Origin of the sequence: Corynebacterium sp. 13CS0277, assembly GCF_002994655.1 — a bacterium.
GTDB lineage: Bacteria > Actinomycetota > Actinomycetes > Mycobacteriales > Mycobacteriaceae > Corynebacterium.
Genome location: NZ_PPDL01000003.1, coordinates 25,666 through 43,757, shown reverse-complemented (window position 1 = coordinate 43,757; position 18,092 = coordinate 25,666). Strand labels below are relative to the sequence as shown.

At 67.9% G+C, this 18,092-nt stretch carries 14 protein-coding genes and 1 riboswitch; of the genes, 5 read left to right on the top strand and 9 right to left on the bottom strand.

Features of this window, described 5'->3' with window-relative positions; genetic code table 11:
• Nucleotides 1–12: 12 nt before the first annotated feature.
• The 5 genes from C1Y63_RS01585 to typA all read right to left on the bottom strand — a co-directional run bounded on the left by C1Y63_RS01585 (nt 13) and on the right by typA (nt 8,415).
• The gene (locus C1Y63_RS01585) at nt 13–1,812 is read right to left on the bottom strand and encodes an ABC transporter ATP-binding protein (RefSeq protein ID WP_106014715.1); all 1,800 of its coding nucleotides are present in this window, start codon (nt 1,810–1,812) and stop codon (nt 13–15) included.
• Nucleotides 1,813–1,815: 3 nt separating this feature from the next.
• Nucleotides 1,816–2,805: an ABC transporter permease gene (locus tag C1Y63_RS01580; RefSeq protein ID WP_106014714.1), complete on the bottom strand. Its 990-nt coding sequence runs from the start codon at nt 2,803–2,805 to the stop codon at nt 1,816–1,818.
• The gene (locus C1Y63_RS01575) at nt 2,798–3,724 is read right to left on the bottom strand and encodes an ABC transporter permease (RefSeq protein WP_106014713.1); all 927 of its coding nucleotides are present in this window, start codon (nt 3,722–3,724) and stop codon (nt 2,798–2,800) included. Before C1Y63_RS01575 ends, C1Y63_RS01580 begins: the two co-directional genes overlap by 8 nt.
• 325 nt (nt 3,725–4,049) lie before the next feature.
• Complete coding sequence (locus tag C1Y63_RS01570) at nt 4,050–5,648, bottom strand: ABC transporter substrate-binding protein (protein WP_106014712.1); 1,599 nt, start codon at nt 5,646–5,648, stop codon at nt 4,050–4,052.
• Nucleotides 5,649–6,504: 856 nt separating this feature from the next.
• Nucleotides 6,505–8,415, bottom strand: coding sequence for a translational GTPase TypA (gene typA, locus C1Y63_RS01565; RefSeq protein ID WP_106014794.1), 1,911 nt, complete (start codon nt 8,413–8,415; stop codon nt 6,505–6,507).
• A 935-nt stretch (nt 8,416–9,350) separates the two neighbouring features.
• Between typA and C1Y63_RS01555 the strand changes: the two genes are divergently transcribed.
• The 4 genes from C1Y63_RS01555 to C1Y63_RS01540 all read left to right on the top strand — a co-directional run bounded on the left by C1Y63_RS01555 (nt 9,351) and on the right by C1Y63_RS01540 (nt 12,038).
• Nucleotides 9,351–10,079 carry a hypothetical protein gene (locus tag C1Y63_RS01555; protein ID WP_233195519.1) on the top strand — a complete coding sequence of 243 codons (729 nt, stop codon included), beginning with the start codon at nt 9,351–9,353 and terminating at the stop codon, nt 10,077–10,079.
• 2 nt (nt 10,080–10,081) lie between these two features.
• On the top strand, nt 10,082–10,627 hold the full coding sequence (locus tag C1Y63_RS01550; protein WP_106014711.1) for a DUF402 domain-containing protein: 546 nt from the start codon (nt 10,082–10,084) through the stop codon (nt 10,625–10,627).
• A 209-nt stretch (nt 10,628–10,836) separates the two neighbouring features.
• Nucleotides 10,837–11,199, top strand: a complete 363-nt coding sequence (locus tag C1Y63_RS01545; RefSeq protein ID WP_106014710.1) for an arsenate reductase family protein — start codon at nt 10,837–10,839, stop codon at nt 11,197–11,199.
• Nucleotides 11,199–12,038, top strand: a complete 840-nt coding sequence (locus tag C1Y63_RS01540; protein ID WP_106014709.1) for a trypsin-like serine protease — start codon at nt 11,199–11,201, stop codon at nt 12,036–12,038. The genes C1Y63_RS01545 and C1Y63_RS01540 overlap by 1 nt, the downstream gene beginning before the upstream one ends.
• A 91-nt stretch (nt 12,039–12,129) precedes the next feature.
• Here C1Y63_RS01540 and C1Y63_RS13265 read toward each other — a convergent pair whose 3' ends face one another.
• From C1Y63_RS13265 to C1Y63_RS01520, 4 genes are all read right to left on the bottom strand, one after another.
• Nucleotides 12,130–13,143 (bottom strand): NUDIX domain-containing protein, encoded by a 1,014-nt coding sequence (locus C1Y63_RS13265; RefSeq protein WP_158256055.1) that lies wholly within the window; start codon nt 13,141–13,143, stop codon nt 12,130–12,132.
• A gap of 7 nt (nt 13,144–13,150) precedes the next feature.
• Complete coding sequence (locus tag C1Y63_RS01530) at nt 13,151–13,897, bottom strand: energy-coupling factor transporter transmembrane protein EcfT (protein WP_255414022.1); 747 nt, start codon at nt 13,895–13,897, stop codon at nt 13,151–13,153.
• Nucleotides 13,898–14,133: 236 nt separating this feature from the next.
• Nucleotides 14,134–15,660, bottom strand: coding sequence for an ABC transporter ATP-binding protein (locus C1Y63_RS01525; RefSeq protein ID WP_106014708.1), 1,527 nt, complete (start codon nt 15,658–15,660; stop codon nt 14,134–14,136).
• A 540-nt stretch (nt 15,661–16,200) separates the two neighbouring features.
• The gene (locus C1Y63_RS01520; protein WP_106014707.1) at nt 16,201–16,815 is read right to left on the bottom strand and encodes an ECF transporter S component; all 615 of its coding nucleotides are present in this window, start codon (nt 16,813–16,815) and stop codon (nt 16,201–16,203) included.
• Nucleotides 16,811–16,982: riboswitch (TPP riboswitch) on the bottom strand. Its footprint overlaps the gene before it by 5 nt.
• A 419-nt stretch (nt 16,983–17,401) precedes the next feature.
• Here C1Y63_RS01520 and C1Y63_RS01515 point away from each other — a divergent pair.
• Entirely contained in the window at nt 17,402–18,091 is a 690-nt protein-coding gene (locus tag C1Y63_RS01515) for a DUF4232 domain-containing protein (protein WP_106014706.1), read from the top strand.
• Nucleotide 18,092 lies beyond the last annotated feature (1 nt).

The following is an 18,092-nucleotide window of genomic DNA, read 5'->3' as shown; positions in this document are numbered from 1 at the left end:
CAGATGTGCCAGCTAGAGGCCGCCACCTAAAGTGATGCCGAGGCCCGGCACCGAGTTGATGAGGTTCTCGGTGTACGGGTCCGCCGGGTGATCAAAGACCTGATCAATATCACCGGATTCCACCACCTTGCCCTGCTGCATGACGACCACCTGGTCGGCGGTCTGCCGCACGACCGCCAGGTCGTGGGTGATGAACAGGTAGCTCAACCCCAGCTGGTGCTGCAGGTCGGTGAGCAGGTGCAGGATCTGGTTCTGCACCAACACGTCCAGGGCACTGACCGCCTCGTCGAGGACGATGACCTCCGGGTTGAGTGCCAGCGCGCGGGCAATCGCGATGCGCTGCCGCTGGCCGCCAGACAGCTCGTTGGGGAACCGCCGCATCGCGCTGCGCGGCATGGCCACCATGTCGAGCAGCTCCGCGACGCGCGCTTCGCGCTGCTTGCGGTTGCCGACCTTGTGGACCGCCAAGGGTTCCTCAATGCAGCGGTAGATGGAGTACATCGGGTCCAGGGAGCCGTAGGGGTTCTGGAAGACGACCTGGAGTTTACGGCGCATCTCGAACAGCTCCTGCCGGCCGAGTGTCGACAGGTCGGTGCCGTGGAAGAACACCTTGCCGCTGGTGGGGTCCAGCAGGTTGAGCACCATGTTCGCCACGGTCGACTTGCCGGAACCGGACTCGCCGACGAGCGCCAGCGTCTGCCCAATGGGCAGGGAGAAGCTGACGTTGTCGACCGCGCGGAAGGTCTTCTTCCCCTTCTTCGCGCCGCGGATCTCAAAATCCTTGGTGAGGTTCTCCACGCGGATGACGACACCCTTGTCGCGCTCCGGGGCGGCCGCATCGGCGGCCGTGGCTGCTGCGGCCGCGCTGCGGCCATCGACGCGCGGCACGTCGCGGGCGTGGTCGACGAGCAGGTCGGCAGCCTCCAGGCCCTTAGCGTGGGCGGAACGGATCCGCGCCGACGCCAGCGAAGGCGCAGCCTCCACGAGGCGACGGGTGTACGGGTGCTGGGGGCTGCGCAGAATCTCCACCGAGGGCCCGGACTCGACGACGCGACCCCGGTGCATGACCACGAGGTGCTCGGCGCGCTCGGCGGCCAGACCCAAATCGTGGGTGATGAACAGCACCGCGGTGCCGAGTTCCTGGGTCAGCCCCTCCAGGTGGTCGAGGATCTGCCGCTGCACCGTCACGTCGAGCGCACTGGTCGGCTCGTCGGCGATGAGCAGCCGCGGGCGGGCCGCCAACCCCATCGCGATGAGCGCGCGCTGCCGCATGCCGCCGGAGAACTCGTGCGGGAACTGCTTCGCCCGGCGCGCCGGGTCCGGCAGGCCCGCTTCGGCGAGGAGCTCTGCGACGCGTTCGTCTGCGGTTTTGCCGCCCAGGTCGATGTTGTTGGCGCGCAGCGACTCCTTAATTTGGGTGCCGATGCGCCACACCGGGTTGAGGTTACTCATCGGGTCCTGCGGCACCAGGCCGATCTCCGCGCCACGGTAGGCGCGCATCTGCGCCTCCGGGATGTGGGTGATGTCGGTGCCGTCGTACAGCACCTGCCCGGAAGTAATTTTTCCCGTGCCGGGGAGCAGCCCGATGAGCGCCATGGCGGTCGTGGACTTACCGGAGCCGGATTCGCCGACGATGGCGACGGACTGGCCGGGGTAGATGGTGAGGTTGACTTCCCGCACGGCGTCGACGACGCCGGTGGAGGAGGTGAAGGAGACGCAGAGGTCTTTGAGCTCCACCAGGGGGCGGGGCACCGCCTGCGCGGCGGAGTCGGATGCGCCCGTGGTGTCAGGAGTATCTGGGGTGTTCGTCATGGGTTATCGCTTCCTGGACTTCGGGTCGAGGGCGTCGCGCACCACGTCACCCATCATGATGAAGCTCAGCACCGTCAACGCCAGCGCGAACGCCGGGTAGAACAGCACCATCGGCTGGGTGCGCAGGGACGCCTGCGCGTTGGAGATATCCCCACCCCAGCTCACCACCGTCGGCGGCAGGCCAATACCCAGGAAGCTCAAGGTGGCCTCCGTGACGATGAACGTGCCGAGGGTCACCGTCGCGTAGACGATGATCGGCGCGGACGCGTTCGGCAGGATGTGGCTGAGCAGCATGTGCCGGCGGGAGGCCCCGACCGCGCGGGCGGCGGTGACGTATTCTTCGTTTTTCACGCTCATCACGGCACCGCGGGTAATGCGGGCGATGTTCACCCAGCTGAAGGCCGCCAGGATGATGACGACGGTGAAGATGTTGCGGTGCTCTTTGAACATCTGCATGAGCACGATCGTGGCGAGCACGAACGGCACCGCGAAGAAGATGTCGGTGATGCGGGAGAGCACGGCGTCCAACACGCCGCCCACATAGCCGGCGAGCGCGCCGATCGCGCCGCCGAGGAGCACCACCAGGATGGTGGCGAGCACGCCGACCGCGACGGAGGCGCGCGCCCCGTAGACGGTGCGGGCGTAAATGTCGCAGCCCTGTCGGTCGAAGCCGAAGGGGTGGCCGGCTTCCGCGGGCGCGAGCGACTTACTCAGTTCGCAGAACCGCGGGTCGGTGTGGGTGAACAGCCCCGGGGCGATGGCCAGCAGCACCACGAGCAGAATCATGGCGGCCGACACCCAGAACAGGGGGCGGCGGCGAACATAGCGCCAGGCTTCCGCCCACTGGGAGGCGGGGGCGGAATCGTCGGCGACGGCGTCGACCGCGCCCAGGCCCTGTTCGTCGGTCTCGGCGACGAAGCGCTCCTGGCCCGGCAACACCCGCGGCGGGGTCTTCGGCGCTGTGCGCGGCGTGGGAGTGGCATCACTAGGCATAGCGGATCCTCGGGTCGAGTACGGCGTAGAGAAGGTCAACGAGCAGGTTGGCCACGATGTAGACCAACACGAGCACCGTCACGAAACTCACGACGGTCGTCGGTTCGCCCTTGATGATGGCGCGGAACATCTGCCCGCCCACCCCGTTGATGCCGAAGATGCCTTCGGTGACGATCGCGCCACCCATGAGCGCGCCGAGATCAGCACCCAGGAAGGTCACCACCGGGATGAGCGAATTGCGCAGCACGTGCCGCACCATCACCGTCGAGCCTTTGAGCCCCTTGGCCCGGGCGGTGCGCACGAAGTCGGCGGAGAGGTTTTCGCTCACCGACTGCCGGGTCAACCGGATGACGTAGGCGGTAGACACCGCCCCCAGCACGAGTGCGGGCATGAGCAGGGTGCGCACGCTCACCGTCGCGCCGACGGTGGGCGGCAGCCAGCCCAGCTTCACTCCGACGACGAACTGGAACACGAAGCCGATGACGAAGCTCGGGACGGCGATGACGAACAGGCTGACCAGCAGGATGGTGGAGTCGAAGAAGCCACCGCGCTTCCAGCCGGCGTACACGCCGAAGAGGATGCCGAAGAACGCCTCAAACAGCAGGGCCATGACACCCAGCTTGATGGTCACGGGGAAGGCGTGCGCCATGACCTCGAGGACGGGGCGCCCGGAGAAGGTGGTGCCAAAGTTCAGGGTGAGGATGCCCTTCAGGTACAGCAGGTACTGCACGATGAACGGCTTGTCGAGGTTGTATTCGGCGCGGATGCGGGCCTCGGCACCCGCGGTGAGCCCACGGTCGCCGCCCAGGGCTTGGACCGGGTCGCCAGGCATGAGGAACACCATGGCGTAGATGAGCAGCGTCGCGCCGAAGAAGACCGGGATCATCTGCAACAGGCGGCGGGCAATATAGCGAGCCATGAGGATCAAGGCCTCCTTTCTACACAGGGAAAATCAGAAACACGTCCACCCCCGCCCCCAGGCCACCCCCGGGGCCGGCGCGACAACGCCGCACGCGACAGTAAGGAGGGGGTGACGAGAGCGGGGAGGGAAAGGGGAAAGAAAAAGAGAAGCAGTCTATGGGGGAAAGAGGAGAAAAAAGAGATGAAGAGGAGAAGACACAACACAAGCCCCGCAGGCGCCCCACCACCGGTACCTCGCGCGGGCGGGGCCGGAGGAGGTGGTGTGGTGGTGGGGGTGCGCGGGGCGTGTGTGCCGGTGACCGGCGCCGCTTAAGGGGCGCAGGTTACTTCTTGACGATGTCGTGGTATTCGGGGGTGGACTTCCAGTTGAAGACCACGCCGTCGACGGTGTCAGCCCAGCCGCCGGTGACGTTGGAGTACCACAGCGGCACGGCCGGCAGGTCGGCGAAGAGGATCTCCTGGCTGGAGTTGTAGATCTCGTTGGACTTCTCCACCGAGTCGGCGGTGGCGGCGGCCTTCAGCTTCGCGTCGAACTCGGGGTTGGAGTACTGGCCATCGTTGGAGGAGGCGCCGGTGGCGTACAGCGGGGCGAGGAAGTTGCCCAGGCCCGGGTAGTCACCCTGCCAGCCGGTGCGGAAGGCGGTGGTGATGGTGTTGTTGGTGATGTCGTCGCGGAAGGACTTGAAGTCCGGGTAGGGCTTGCCTTCGGCCTCGATGCCGAGGGTGTTGCGGATGCTGTTGGTCACGGCATCGACCCAGCCCTGGTGGTCGCCGTCGGCGTTGTAGGCGATCTGGAAGGTGCCGCTCCAGGGCTTGATGGCGTCAGCCTTGGCCCACAGTTCCTTGGCCTTGTCCGGGTTGTAGGACAGCACCTCGTTGCCGGGGATCTTGCCGTCGAAGCCGGCAATCACCGGGGAGGTGAAGTCCTCGGCGGGGGTGCGGGTGCCGTCGAAGATCTTGGAGGTGATTTCCTCGCGGTTGATCGCCATCGACAGGGCCTGGCGGCGGAGGTTGCCTTCCTCGTCCATGGCGAAGTGCTCGAGGCGCTCCGGGATGGTGAAGGACTGGAACACGGCGGCCGGCTGGTTGACGGAGCGGCCGTCCAGGTCGGACTCGAAGGAGGCGAAGGAAGAGGCCGGGATGGCGTCGAGGACGTCCAACTGCCCGGAGAGCAGGTCCGCGTAGGCGGCGTCCATCTTCGGGTAGAAGACGAACTTCACGCCGTCGTTCTTTGCCTTGCGGGGGCCGTTGTACTCGGGGTTGGCGATGATGAGGGCGTCAGCGTCGTGGTTCCACTCGGCCAGGGTGTAGGGGCCGTTGGACACCGGGTTCTCGCCGAAGGCTTCCATGTCCTCGAAGGCGACATCCGGCAGCGGGAAGAACGCGGAGTAGCCGAGTCGCAGCGGGAAGTCCGCCTCCGGCTGCGCGAGCTCCACGGTGAAGGTGTAGTCGTCGACGATCTTCAGACCTTCCATCGACTCCACGCCTTCCTCGTAGCCCTTGATCGGCTCGAAGAAGTAGGCGGACATGAGGTCGTTGGCGACGGCGTAGTTCCAGGCCTTGACGAAGTTCTCGGCCTTGACCTCAGTGCCGTCGGAGAACTTCTGCCCCTTCTTGACGGTGATGGTGAAGGTCTGGTTGTCCTCGGTCTCGATCTTCTCGGCGAGGTCCTCGTGCTGCTTGCCGTCTGCGTCGTAGTACATCAGGCCGGCGAACAGTTCGTCGACGATGCGGCCGCCGCCGGTTTCGTTGATGTCAGCGGGCACCAGGGGGCGCTGCGGCTCGGAGCCGTTGACGAGCACGTAGTTGCTGCCGCCGGCGGCGCCATCGGCGCTGGAGGAGCCGGAGTCGTTGGAGCAGGCCACCACGCTCAGGGACAGTGCCGCGATGACGGCGGGGGCAAGAATCTTGGTCTTCGACATAAGGGTTCTTCTCGTGTCTTCCTAGGATAAAGACGTTCAAGTGAAAAATTGTGTGGCACTCCCCGGCCGGGGAGCACCCCGTGGGCCATGCCCGCCGAATGTGACGGCCGCGTGCCGCACCCTGCCGGAAACGGTGGCAGGGATGGGCGGAACGTATGAGCGCCGGGTGAGGCGGCGGGCCCCACTCTGGGGCCGCGCGGGAGGTGGGGCCACCCGCGCGGTGGAGTGACTCCACTATAGATGCGATGGCGGTCACGCATCTCAATTTTTATGAGGAGTGTTACCAAATCGTTACTTTTCGCATCACCCCCAGAGCGCACACCTCCCCCACCGCCAACTGCCCGCATCACTCCCACACAGCCTCCACTGCGGCCGGGCAGACATCAGACGAATGGAGCGGACGAATCCCGCACATGCGCAACATTTCTGCACGTCAACCACACCCCACCGGACGCCAGACAGCATGGTTCAGCACCCTGCGAGCCAGCCCACAACCAGGGGTGCGCACACGGCCATCCACTACCCCCGATTGGTCAGACAACGCGCGGGCGGGTACCCCTGATGAAGAATCTTAACGTGATATTTATCTATTCTTCATCGCGTATTTATGCGCGGCCGTGTACGCATCTCCCCCGCCGGACGTATCCCCGGCGATGCATAGAGACGTGGACCCCCCGCAGCCTCCTCCCCGGCGACAGCGCACTCCCCGGGGAGCTACACCGCCTGAAAATGCAAAAAACCACGGGCCGCACCCCCAGTCGTGTGACTGTTGAGAGGGTGCGGCCCGTGGTGGGCTGTGACGTCGGCCAGTGCGCGCGCCACAGATCCGGGACCCTGTGAGGCCCCGGTGCGGGGTTTACTTGTTGCGCTGCTTCTCGCGGGCGCGGGCGCGGCCACGCTCGGTGGCGTTGAGAATCACCTTGCGGACGCGGATGGTCTCCGGGGTGACCTCGACGCACTCGTCCTGGCCACAGAACTCCATAGCCTCCTCGAGGGAGAGGTTGCGGGCCTTCGCCAGGGTGACGGTGGCGTCCGCCGTCGCGGAACGCATGTTGGTCAGCTTCTTCTCACGCGTGATGTTGATGTCCATGTCTTCATCACGGTTGTTCGCGCCGACGACCATGCCCTCGTAGGCCTCGGTGCCGGGCTCCACGAAGAAGGAACCACGGTCGGCGAGCTGCTGGAGGGCGTAGGCGGTGATCTGGCCGGAGCGGTCGGCCACCAGGGAGCCGGTGGCGCGGTCCTTGATCTCGCCGGCCCAGGGCTCGTAGCCCTCGGAGTAGTGGTTGGCGATACCGGTGCCGCGGGTTTCCGTCATGAAGGTGGTGCGGAAGCCGATGAGGCCACGGGCCGGCACCTTGTACTCCATGCGCACCCAGTCGGAGCCAGTGTTGTCCATGTGGACCATCTGGCCCTTACGGGCGGCCATGAGCTGGGTGACGTTGCCCTGGTACTCGCTGGGCACGTCGATGACCATGTGCTCGTAGGGCTCGTAGAGCTTGCCGTCGATGGTCTTCGGCACGACCTGCGGCTTACCGACGGTCAGCTCGAAGCCTTCGCGGCGCATGGTCTCCACGAGGATGGACAGCGCCATCTCGCCACGACCCTGCACCTCCCAAGCGTCGGGACGCTCGGTGGGCAGCACCTTGATGGAGACGTTACCGATGAGCTCCTGATCGAGGCGGGACTTCACCACACGGGCGGTGAGCTTGTCGCCGCCGCCACGGCCGGCCAGCGGGGAGGTGTTCACACCGATGGTCATGGAGATCGCCGGCTCGTCGACGGTGATGCGTGGCAGGGCGACGGGGTTGTCGATGTCGGCGAGGGTGTCGCCGATCATGATCTCTTCGATGCCGGAGATCGCGGCGATATCACCAGCGATGACCTCGTCGGTGGGCACGCGGGTCACGCCGACGGTGCGGAGCAGCTCGGCGATCTTCGCGGTCTTGGTGTGCTGGTTACCCTCGGAGTCGTAGTGGATCCAGGCAACCTGCTGGCCCTTCTTCAAGGTGCCGGCGTGGACGCGCACCAGGCCGATGCGGCCGAGGAAGGAGGAGGAGTCCAGGTTGGTCACGTGCGCCTGCAGCGGGGCGTCCAGCTGGGCGGTCGGCTCCGGGAGGGTCTCGTAGAGCACGTCGAAGAGCTCCTGCAGGTCCTCCGCCTCGGGGACGTTGCCGTTGCCCGGGTTGGTGGTGGAGGCCTTGCCCTCACGGCCGGAGGCGTAGAGCACCGGCAGGTCCAGCAGACCCTCGGCAGCCTCGGCGGCTTCCGGGTCCTCCAGGGTGGAGGCCAGCTCGAGCAGCAGGTCGTGGGCTTCCTCCACGACCTCGTCGATGCGGGCGTCCGGGCGGTCGGTCTTGTTCACCACGATGATGACCGGCATCTTCGCGGCCAGCGCCTTGCCCAGCACGAAGCGGGTCTGCGGCAGCGGGCCCTCGGAGGCGTCGATGAGCAGCACCACGCCGTCCACCATGGACAGGGCGCGCTCGACCTCGCCGCCGAAGTCGGCGTGGCCGGGGGTGTCGATGACGTTGATGATGAGATCCTGGCCGTCCTTGCCGGCACCGTGACGACGAATCGCGGTGTTCTTCGCAAGGATGGTGATGCCCTTTTCCTTCTCCAGGTCGCCGGAGTCCATGACCCTATCGACGAGCTCGGCGTGCGCATCGAACGCGCCGGACTGACGCAGCATCGCGTCAACGAGGGTGGTTTTGCCATGGTCAACGTGCGCGACGATGGCGACGTTACGGAACTCGGTTTGGGTCACGGGGGTTTCAGTCTCCTGGAAAATTGTGGGCACGCCGCGCCCCGGTGTCACAGGCCTTCTTCTCCCCGCACGTGACGCGCGGCCGCAGCCACCCGCCAGGGTCTTACCGCGGCAGGCGGCCAGACCAACAGAGAGGAAAGACAGACAAGGGGTCAAGCGGGTGGCGCCACGTGCGCCAGGCCCGGAAAAGGTGAGGATAGGTACCTCAGCGCAGAAAACCCCACGCGTACGGCGCGCTCCCCGGGGCTGGGAAGCGGCCGCACGCCCCAGGAGTCAAGGAACCTTGACGTCCCTGGGGAGGTGGTCGGGTGCACTGAGGCGTGAAAAAGAGATCACGTGGGGGCGCCATCCGCGCCCCGCGCACTCCGCCGTGGGCGACGCGTCCTGCGCGCCCGGCGGGTGAACCGTCTAACCAGAGTACCCCTCCTGCGGCAACAACGCACGATGAGCGCCGCCGCCACCCCGACGCACCGTCCCCGCAGACACCTGCGGAGGCCCTGTCACAGCCCCAGCAGACATCCCGCCGCCCATGCGGCAAGGCGGCCCCGGCAGGCCCGCGCACAGCGGGCGCGGCTGGGGCAGCGCAGGGCCACTGCGATGGTGCGACACCGCCTCCTGTCCCCCACCCGACGCCCCGCTACCCCGCCGGGTGCCGGGCACCAATCCCGGGAAGGTCACGAAAATGTAACGAATTGTTCTGTCCGCACGACTTCCCCCACGACAGACCCCTCACTGCCAACGGGCAGGACCCGGTGGGGCTCCTGCGATGTTCGGGCGAAACCCTGGAGAATTCGCTGCAGAACTGTTGCCCGTGAGATAAAAAGCCACTACAGTGACTGAAGTTAATAGTATGACGACTGGGTTGTGGCGTGTGCGGCACCCCGGACGCCACCTGCCTTGTCCGCGCCGCAAAAGAAAAGCGAAACCTGCTGCCTGTGAACACTGCGACCACCACCGCGACCGCCTCCACGCCCGCGCGCCCTGCCCGCGGTGTCGCCCGCCGCGCCGGCGCGGCCGCCGCGGCCTGCCTCATCACCCTCGGGCTGGGCACCCCCAGCGCGCAGGCGGTGACCAGCTCCGACATCATCGACCCCCTGGGCCGCCCGGCGCCGCACATCCTCACCCAGGTGGAATCCTTCGCCCAGACCCAACCCCTGCCGCAGAAAGCCAAGGACGCGATCCTCGCCGCCGTCGGCTTCTTCCGCGGCGACGGCGAACCCGGCGTCGACCTGCCGCCCGCGGACACCGCACCCGTCATCGCCCAGTTCGGTTGGCCCACCGTGGCCCGCCAGTGCATCGGCGGTACCAGTGACGCCACCGGCACGGCCTTCGCCGTCGCCGGCCCCGCCGCCCTCCCCCTGCCCGGGGTGCCCGCAGAGCACGCCGCCTTCGTCTTCACCGCCCTCGGCACCGGCGCCGTCGCCGAGCAGCAGACCACCGCGATGCGCGTCCACTGGGTGAACATTTCGACCGGGCGGGCCGGCGTCACCCCGCTGACCTACACCGGCATGAACCCCGAGGGCCCGTCCACGGTGGCCGGCGTGGCCGCCACCGGCCGCGGCACCATCGTCGCCGTCCTCGAGGGCGGCATCACCACCGCCTTCGAGGGCGGGACCGCCACCTGTCATTTCCTTCCCACCAGCGGCATCGTGGAGGTGCGCTAACCATGGCTGATCTGCACCCCGTGAAGCAGGAAACCTTCACCATCGATGCGATGACCAACGTCGACCCGAAGGGCTTTGTCCGCGCGGTCGACACCTACCGGCTCACCGACTTCGGCCTCTACATGGGGCGCGGCGCCGACCACCCCGCCTTCGGCTACCTGGAGAGCTGGCTGCTGCCGGGCCTGAAGCTGCGGGCGAACAAGTTCCACTGCCGCCCCGGCGTGGAGCGCACCGAGGACTACTACTTCGACATCGCCGACATTGACGTCGCGGGCGACGTGTGGACGACCCGGGACCTCTACGTCGACTTGCTGTCGACCGCCGGCCGCCCCGTCGAGGTCGACGACATTGACGAGCTGGCTGCGGCAACCTCTGCGGGGTTGATTACCGCCGAGGAAGCAGAGCGCGCCATCGAGACGACCCTCGTGGCCGTCGACGGCATCACCCGCCACGGCGACGACCCCATGGCGTGGCTGGCGTCCCTGGGCTACGAGCTCACCTGGGCGACCGACATCACCCTCACCCCCGCCGCCGCACCGAAGAATTAGCCCGCACGCCCCGGGCCGTGCTGCTGCTGGTGGCAACCGGTGGTCGGCTGCGGGCCCCTTCTACCCTGCCGCCCGCCGCCCCCGCAGCGCGCACTCCACACCCAGGCACACCGGCGCCCGTGGGAAGCCTGGGAGTTGTGGACAACCCGCGACCGTTGGTGCGGCGCGCACCTGTCACTGTTGGATGTCTTTTAAGGTGGTAACTCACCATGAGCTTCACGATCCTGCACAACCCCCGCTGTTCGAAATCCCGGGCCGCACTCGCCGCCCTTGAGGACGCGGGGGAGACCGTCACCATCCGCGCTTACCTCAGCGATCCCCTCACCGAGGACGAACTCCGCGAGACGTTACGCCGCGGTGGGCTCACCCCGGCCGAGGTTGTCCGCGCCGAGGAACCCCTCGCGGCAGAGCTGGGACTGACCGCGGACAGCCCCGCAGAGGAGCTCCTCGCCGCGATGGCGGAGCACCCGCAGCTGCTCAACCGCCCGATTGTCATTCGCGACGCCGACGGCCGTGCCGTCCTCGGCCGGCCGCTCGACACCGTGTACGCACTGATGAAAGACCACAGCTAATGCGCTCCCCTCTCTTCTTCCCCCGCAGCTCCACTCCCACTGCCACCCGCGCGGGACGGGCGGGGTCCCTGCGTGCGGCCACGGCCGCCGCAGTCCTTGCGACCACAGCCGCGTTGGGGGCGACGGCAGCGCCCGCGGAAGCGCTCGTGTTTGCCGCGCCGGTCATCGGCGGCATCGCCGCCCAGGCGACGGCGGCCGTGCAGTTGGGGAACTCGACCTGCACCGCCACGCTCATCAGCCCGGAGTGGCTGCTCACCGCCCGGCACTGCGTCGGCGAGGGGAACTTCTCCGCCATCACTGTCGGCAACACTGCCGCCGGGGAGAAGCGCTTCGCCACCGACGTCATCATCAGCCCCCACGCCGATCTGGCGGTGGTGAAGATGAACGCCCCGGTGGCGGCCCAACCGGCCCGGCTGGCGACCTTCCACCCCACGACCGGCCAGCGGGGAGTCATCGCCGGCTGGGGGAAGTCGGCGCTCGTCGCCAAGGAAACCCAAGGCATTGTCGGCAGCCGCTTCCTCGCCACCGAGGACATGGTCACCACCCCGGGGTCGTCCTACCTTGAGGTCACCACCACCGGCGGCCGGCTCGTGCACGGTGATTCCGGCGGCCCGCTGTACATGGGCGATGAGGTCGTGGCGGTCGCCAGCATGGCCAACACCTCCGCGCCTGCCCCGCAGGCGGGGCTCACGGGCTGGTACGTGCCCGTCGCAGAGCACCTGGATTGGATTCACCGCCAGACGGGCATTCCGGTCGCCGCCCCCAGCAACGGACCCATTCCGCTCCGGCCGGTGCTCACCTACACCCCGGGCCAGTTCGGCTCCTCGTTCAGCAGCTAAGCGCAGGGGGCGGATCAACCCGGGCGTGTGGAGCCTCCCGCGGCCGCGCGAGGCGGGCAGCCCCTGGCTCGGCAAGTGGCCCGGGGGATTGTTATGCGCGCGGGGCGGGCGGCTGCCAGCCCTGCTCGTGCAGGGTGCGGAACACCAGCCGGCTGAGCGGGGCGATGATATCGGCCCCCTCGTCCTCTGCGGGGGCAGGTGCGGCGAGTTCCGCTGCTGTAAAGCTGCGGACTTCCGCGATTTCGGCGCGCGGGGTGGGGTGCTCCGCCAGGCGGTGCTGCAGCGCAAACACGTCACAACTGACAAAAGTATCGGCCTCATTGGCGGCCGCCGCGGAGAACGTCCCCACGTGGACGATCTCGTCCAGCGGGATGCGCACGTCCAGTTCTTCGTCGATTTCCCGTACGGCAGTCTCCGCGGGGGTTTCACCGGCTTCGCGTTTCCCGCCGGGCATGATGAAGCTCGTCGTGTCGTGTTTACGGACGTGGATGATGCGGCCCTCAGCGTCGACGAGGATGAGGGCGGAGAGCACAAGCAGAGGCACCCGCCCATCATTCCACTCCACATCCGCGCCCGGGAAACGACGCGTGACATGCTCGTGTTCTTGCTCGGCCCACAGCCGCCAATAAGGCTCGTAGCCCTCATCGCGGGCAAAGGCCCGCGCCTGCCGGAGCTCCTGCGGGGCGTCGATGTAGACGGTGAGGACCTCGCCGCCGCGGGCGTGCGCCGCGGCAACAGTGTCGTGGGTAATGCACCCGGAGCCCTCCACCACGAGCGGCACCCCGCCCGGAATCTCGACCCACTCGCCGGGCGCGTCGCACTCCCACCGCCACCGCCGGTAGCCGGGAGACTCCACGGCCAGCACATCCCGGGCCACAATCTCCGATCCGGCCGCCAGGCCCCGCCAGCCCGGGTAGAAGTCATCGAGGTGCACCAGCTGCCGCCCCAACACCTCGGCTAGAGCCGAAGCAAACGTAGTTTTCCCGGCGCCACTCGGCCCATCGATCAAGATGGTGTGTGCCCGCCGGGCGCGGGCGAACCAGGAGTCCTCTCCCACCGCGGCGGCCACCGGGCCCGGCGCATGGGTGTTGCTCTGCGTCTCCACGGCGGCCTTAGAGACCGAAGAGCCGGAATGCACCGACACTGATCGACAGGCCCACCGCGACAACCGGGATGAGGGCGCAGACGGCCAGCACGACGGCGTCGCGGCGGTGCAGGCGGCTGGGCCGCGCCCAGCTGCGCGGGGTGGGGCCGCCGAAACCGCGGGCCTCCATCGCGGTCGCCAGCTTCGTGCCCCGCCGCAGCGCCAGCACCAACAGCGCGAACGTTTGGCTACTCATGCGGCGCACCCGCCCACCGTCGCCAAGGCCACGGGCGCGGCGGGAGCGCTCCAACTGGGACCAGTCGCGCACAAACAGGCTGGTGAGCCGGGCACCGGCGATCGCACCAATGACGAAGCGGCTGGGCAGTTTGCAGATCTGCGACAACGCGTCGCCGAGCTCCGTGGGGTCGACTTTATTCACCATGACGATGACCGGGGAGACCAGCGCCACGATGCGGGCCATGATCGCGATCGCCAAAGAAATCGAGTTATCCGAGATGGTGATAAGCCAAAAGGAGAAGTACTCCTTCCCGCCCGGGGTGCCGTAGAGCAGCATGCTCAGCCCGGCCAGCGGTGCCGCAATCCACACCGGCCACAAGGAGGTCAGCAGGCGCCGCCAGCTCACCCCGCAGACCGGTGCAAGCGCCCACACGATGACGATGGCCACCACCGCCGACACCCAGTCGACGGTGAACAGCAGCGGCGTGCCCATGATCATCACGCCCGCCAGGCGGGTCACGGGGTTCACCCCCGCCAGCGCATCCCAGCGCGGCGTGCGCGTCGTCGCGCGCCGCACCCCCTGCGCGGCAGCAGGGTCCGCCTCCACGGCGGCGGCAGCGTCGGCACCATCCGCAGCGCCAGCAGGGGTGCTGCGGCTCGCGGCCGCGAGCCGGGTACTCACAGTACTCACAGTGCTCACAGTGCTGTCGGCGGTGTGAGTGGTGTCGGCAGCGTCAACTGTATTGGCAGTTTCAGTGGCGTCGAGTTGTCGGGTCACGGGGTCACCTCCAGGCGGTGGGTGGCAAGAGCCGTCACGAAGTGCGGGTCGTGGGTAATCGCGGCGATGGTGACGCCGGAGGAGTTGAGCTCACGCAGCAGGTCGGCGAGCTCGATGAACGTATTACGGTCCTGGCCGAAGGTCGGCTCGTCGAGGAGCACCACCTGCGGGGAGGCCACCAGGGCGGTGGCCACCGACAGGCGGCGTTTCTGCCCACCGGACAGGCTAAACGGGTTGGCGGCGCTTAAGTGCTCCAGGCGCAGCCGGGCCAGGAGTTCATCCACCCGGGCCTCGATCTGGGGGTCGCGGGGCGGGCGACGGCGGAACAGACCTGTCGTGCCGGCGAGCGCGTCCACTGTGGCGAGAAGTTCCTCCCGCACAGTGCGGGCCACGAACTGGGCTTCCGGGTCTTGGAACACGTAGGACATGCGGCGCGCCAAGTCCCGGGAACGCCACGCGTGCGGGGTGGGCGGCAGACCATCCGCGATGTCGGCGGCGACGCACACCTCCCCTGCCACGGGTGCGAGTAGCCCCGCCAGGGTGAGTGCCAGGGTGGTTTTGCCGGCCCCGTTGGGGCCCGTAATCGCGGTGGTCGCCCCGCGCGGCAGCGCCAGGGTCCGCGGCGGCCCGGTGGGTTCCTCCGGCGACCAGCCGCACTGAAGCCCCTCGGCCCACAGCACCGCGTCCGGCACCGCGCCCGCCAGCACGTCATCCGTGGTGGCGGTCCGCACGGGTCCCGCGGCGGCCTGCGGCGCAGCGAGGCGCTCCGGGAGGGCCACGCCCGGCACCCACACGCCGAAGCCGGTGAGTTCCTCCGCGCAGCGCTCCAGGGTGGCGGCGGTCGGCCCGTCGACGGCGACCCCGCCGTCGGCGCTGAGGACGATCACCCGGTCGATGTGCTCCGCCCAGAGTTCCAGGCGGTGCTCCACCACGATGAGTGTCGCCCCGGTGGCCTCCACGGCGGCCATGACGGAGCGCACCACCTCCTCCGCGCCGGCCGGGTCAAGGTTCGCTGTCGGCTCATCCAGCAGGATGAGCCCCGCCCCCATCGCGAGCACGCCCGCGAGCGCCAGGCGCTGCTTCTGTCCTCCGGACAGTGCCGCCGTCGGGTGCGACAGCGGCACCTCGAGGCCCACCATCTCCAGGGCGGCTTCCACGCGCGGCCAGATCTCCTCGCGCGGCATGCCGAGGTTTTCGCAGCCAAAGGCGACGTCGTCGCCAACGCGGGTGTAGATCGTCTGGGCTTCCGGGTCCTGAAGCACCATGCCGACCTCCCCGGGCCGGCCGGCGCGGAGTTCGCCGCTGTGCTCCCCGTCCTCGGGACTGGAGCCGAGTACCCCGCCCATGGCGGCGAGCAGGGTGGACTTGCCCGCGCCCGAGGGCCCGAGCAGCAGTACCCGCTCCCCGGGGGCGATGTCGAGGTCAATGTCGCGCAGGGCGGGCAGTTTGCGGCCCGCGTGGCGGAAGCCGTAGCCGCGGGCAGTCACCCCGAGCGGTGGCGTGTGTAATGAGGAATCGTTCATACAAAGAGAAGAAGGCAAAGCCCCCATCGGGGGGCCGGTGTTGTGCTGTGCAACCAGTGGATCTGCACCCGGGTCACCGTCACGCACATGACCCCAGCCACCGCTGGTGCGAGATATAAGGTGCAGCGCGCGTTCCGCGCAGGGTGACCGACCGCTGGGGCACAGCCCCCAGAGGTACGGCCGTCAAGGGTTGCGGCGCCCAGGAGTGCGACCGTGAAGGGGTGCGGCGCCCGATGGGGCGTCAGCTCGGTGGGGTCTCGCCCGATAGCAGCGGCGCAGTCCGCGCACGGGCTGCGCGGCGGCATGCGCGGGACTGTGGAGGGGAAAGGACAGACGAAAAAGAGGGGGATGACGACGCGCGCACCGCGGCGGAGCTTCACCGGTTATTCAGCGGGATGGGTGCTGTGGGCGAGGCATCGCCACATCATATGCAAAAACTCGCATCAATGCTGTGGGTGGGTCACCCCCGGCACCACGCCGGGGACTGTGACCTTTCCACACCATCGACACGAGACGATGCACTGCGCGAAGCTGTGGGCGCTAGACGAGCTGCCCGCGTTCGCGGCCCGCCGCGAAGCGATCCAACGCACCCGTCGCCGCGAGTGCCCTCACCACGAAGTACATGAGCACGCCGGCAATCAGCGCACCAGAGACAGCCATGGTGCTGCCATAGATGGCGACGTAGGTCGCACCCTTGGCGAAGGTGCCGAGGAAGCCCTCCAGGACCAGCGCACCGAGGCCAGCGCCGATGCCAGCCAGGGCGGCGACGAGGATGTTGAAGACCTTGTAGCCGAAGAGCAGGAACACGATCTCCGCGCCGAGACCCTGGGCGATGCCCGAGTAGACGGTGGAGATCGACCACTGGCTACCGCCAGCCATGGACGTGATGGAGGCCAACACCTCCACGTAGAGGGCCGCACCCGGCTTGCGGATGATCAGTCCGCCGAGGGTGCCGCCGATGAGCCAGCCGCCGGTGGCGATGCCACCCATGCCGGGGGTCAGCGCGTTGGCGGCCTCGTACCAGGCGTAGCCGACGGAGTTCCACACGAGGAACACGACGCCGACGGCGATGCCGAGGACGGAAGCAACGAGGATGTCGACCACGCGCCACTTTCGGGCAGTGGTGGCAGACGAAGACACAGTAAGGGTGCTCAAGATGAATCTCTCTCCCTAGCGCCGGTGTGATCCGGATCAGGTTCTAGCGGTCACCGGCACGAACACACGCACTCAACGCATGCCCTGGTAGAACTCCCCAAAGGCATGCTGGGGGTGTATCACCGGTCTCTCAGCCCAGTTGCGCCTGGACTCCCGCGGGGACGCCGCTCATGTTACACATCCCACGTCGCGAATGCGCCACATTGGGGAGTTTGTTGACCACCTTTTCTACCCCCGCCCCCCACACCATACATGCGCTAATTTGAATGAATTTGCCCACGTTAACGCAGTTCAATCCGACACAGCCAACCACGTGACTCCCGGGGCGAAAAATTACCCCCACCCACCCCACTCGGAGACGCATCCACACCCTCCTGCCCGAGCGGCAACGAAGTCCACATTGGGCAAACAACCACCCCAGACTGCCCACCATCGGACGAGGCGCCCCGAGCCACACCCTCACCGCCCGCCGACACACAGGCGCGCGCAAGGTACCCCGCACACGTGGCCATTCTTCATGCGCCCGTCACGCACATCAACGTCCCCACCCCGTCACACATGTGACAGATGTGATTAGAGTGAAAGTATGTTTGCCCCGCACCGCCCCCACACGACACCCACGCCGCGCACTCCGAGCACCGCCGCCCGGCTCAAGGCCACCGGCCTTGCCGTGTGCGGTGCCGGGCTCCTCCTTGTGAGCTGCAGCACCCCCGCCGAGCACACCACCGCCCACCCGGAGGTCGCGCCCGCCGTGGATGCAACCACCACGGCCAACCCGACACAGTCCCCCGCACAGCAGCCCGCGCAGGCGGCACAACTGCCACCACTGAAGGAATCGCAGCAGCGCGCCGCCTCCCCCGCCACCCGGGAGGCCTGCCAACCGGGCCAGCTTCAGGCCCGCCTCGACGGCCCGCAGGGCACCGCCGGCCACCAGCTCTACCGACTGCAGGTGACGAACACCGGACCCCACTGCACCCTACTGGGCTACCCGGGCGTCTCCCTCGTCAACGCGGCCGGCACCCAGCTGGGCCACGCGGCCACCCGCACTGGCGCCGAGTTCACGGCAGTCCGACTCGGCCCGCAGGCCAGCGCCACGGCGACGATCCGCATCACCTCCCCCGGCACCATGGACCCCAGCGTCTGCCAGCCGGCCCAGGCAGCGGCGGCCGTGGTGTTCCCGCCGAACTCTTTCGACTCCTTCCAGGTGCCCCTCCAGGCCGAGGTCTGCGCGGGTGACGTCGACGCGATGGACGTCAGCCCCTTCCAGGCGAACTAGC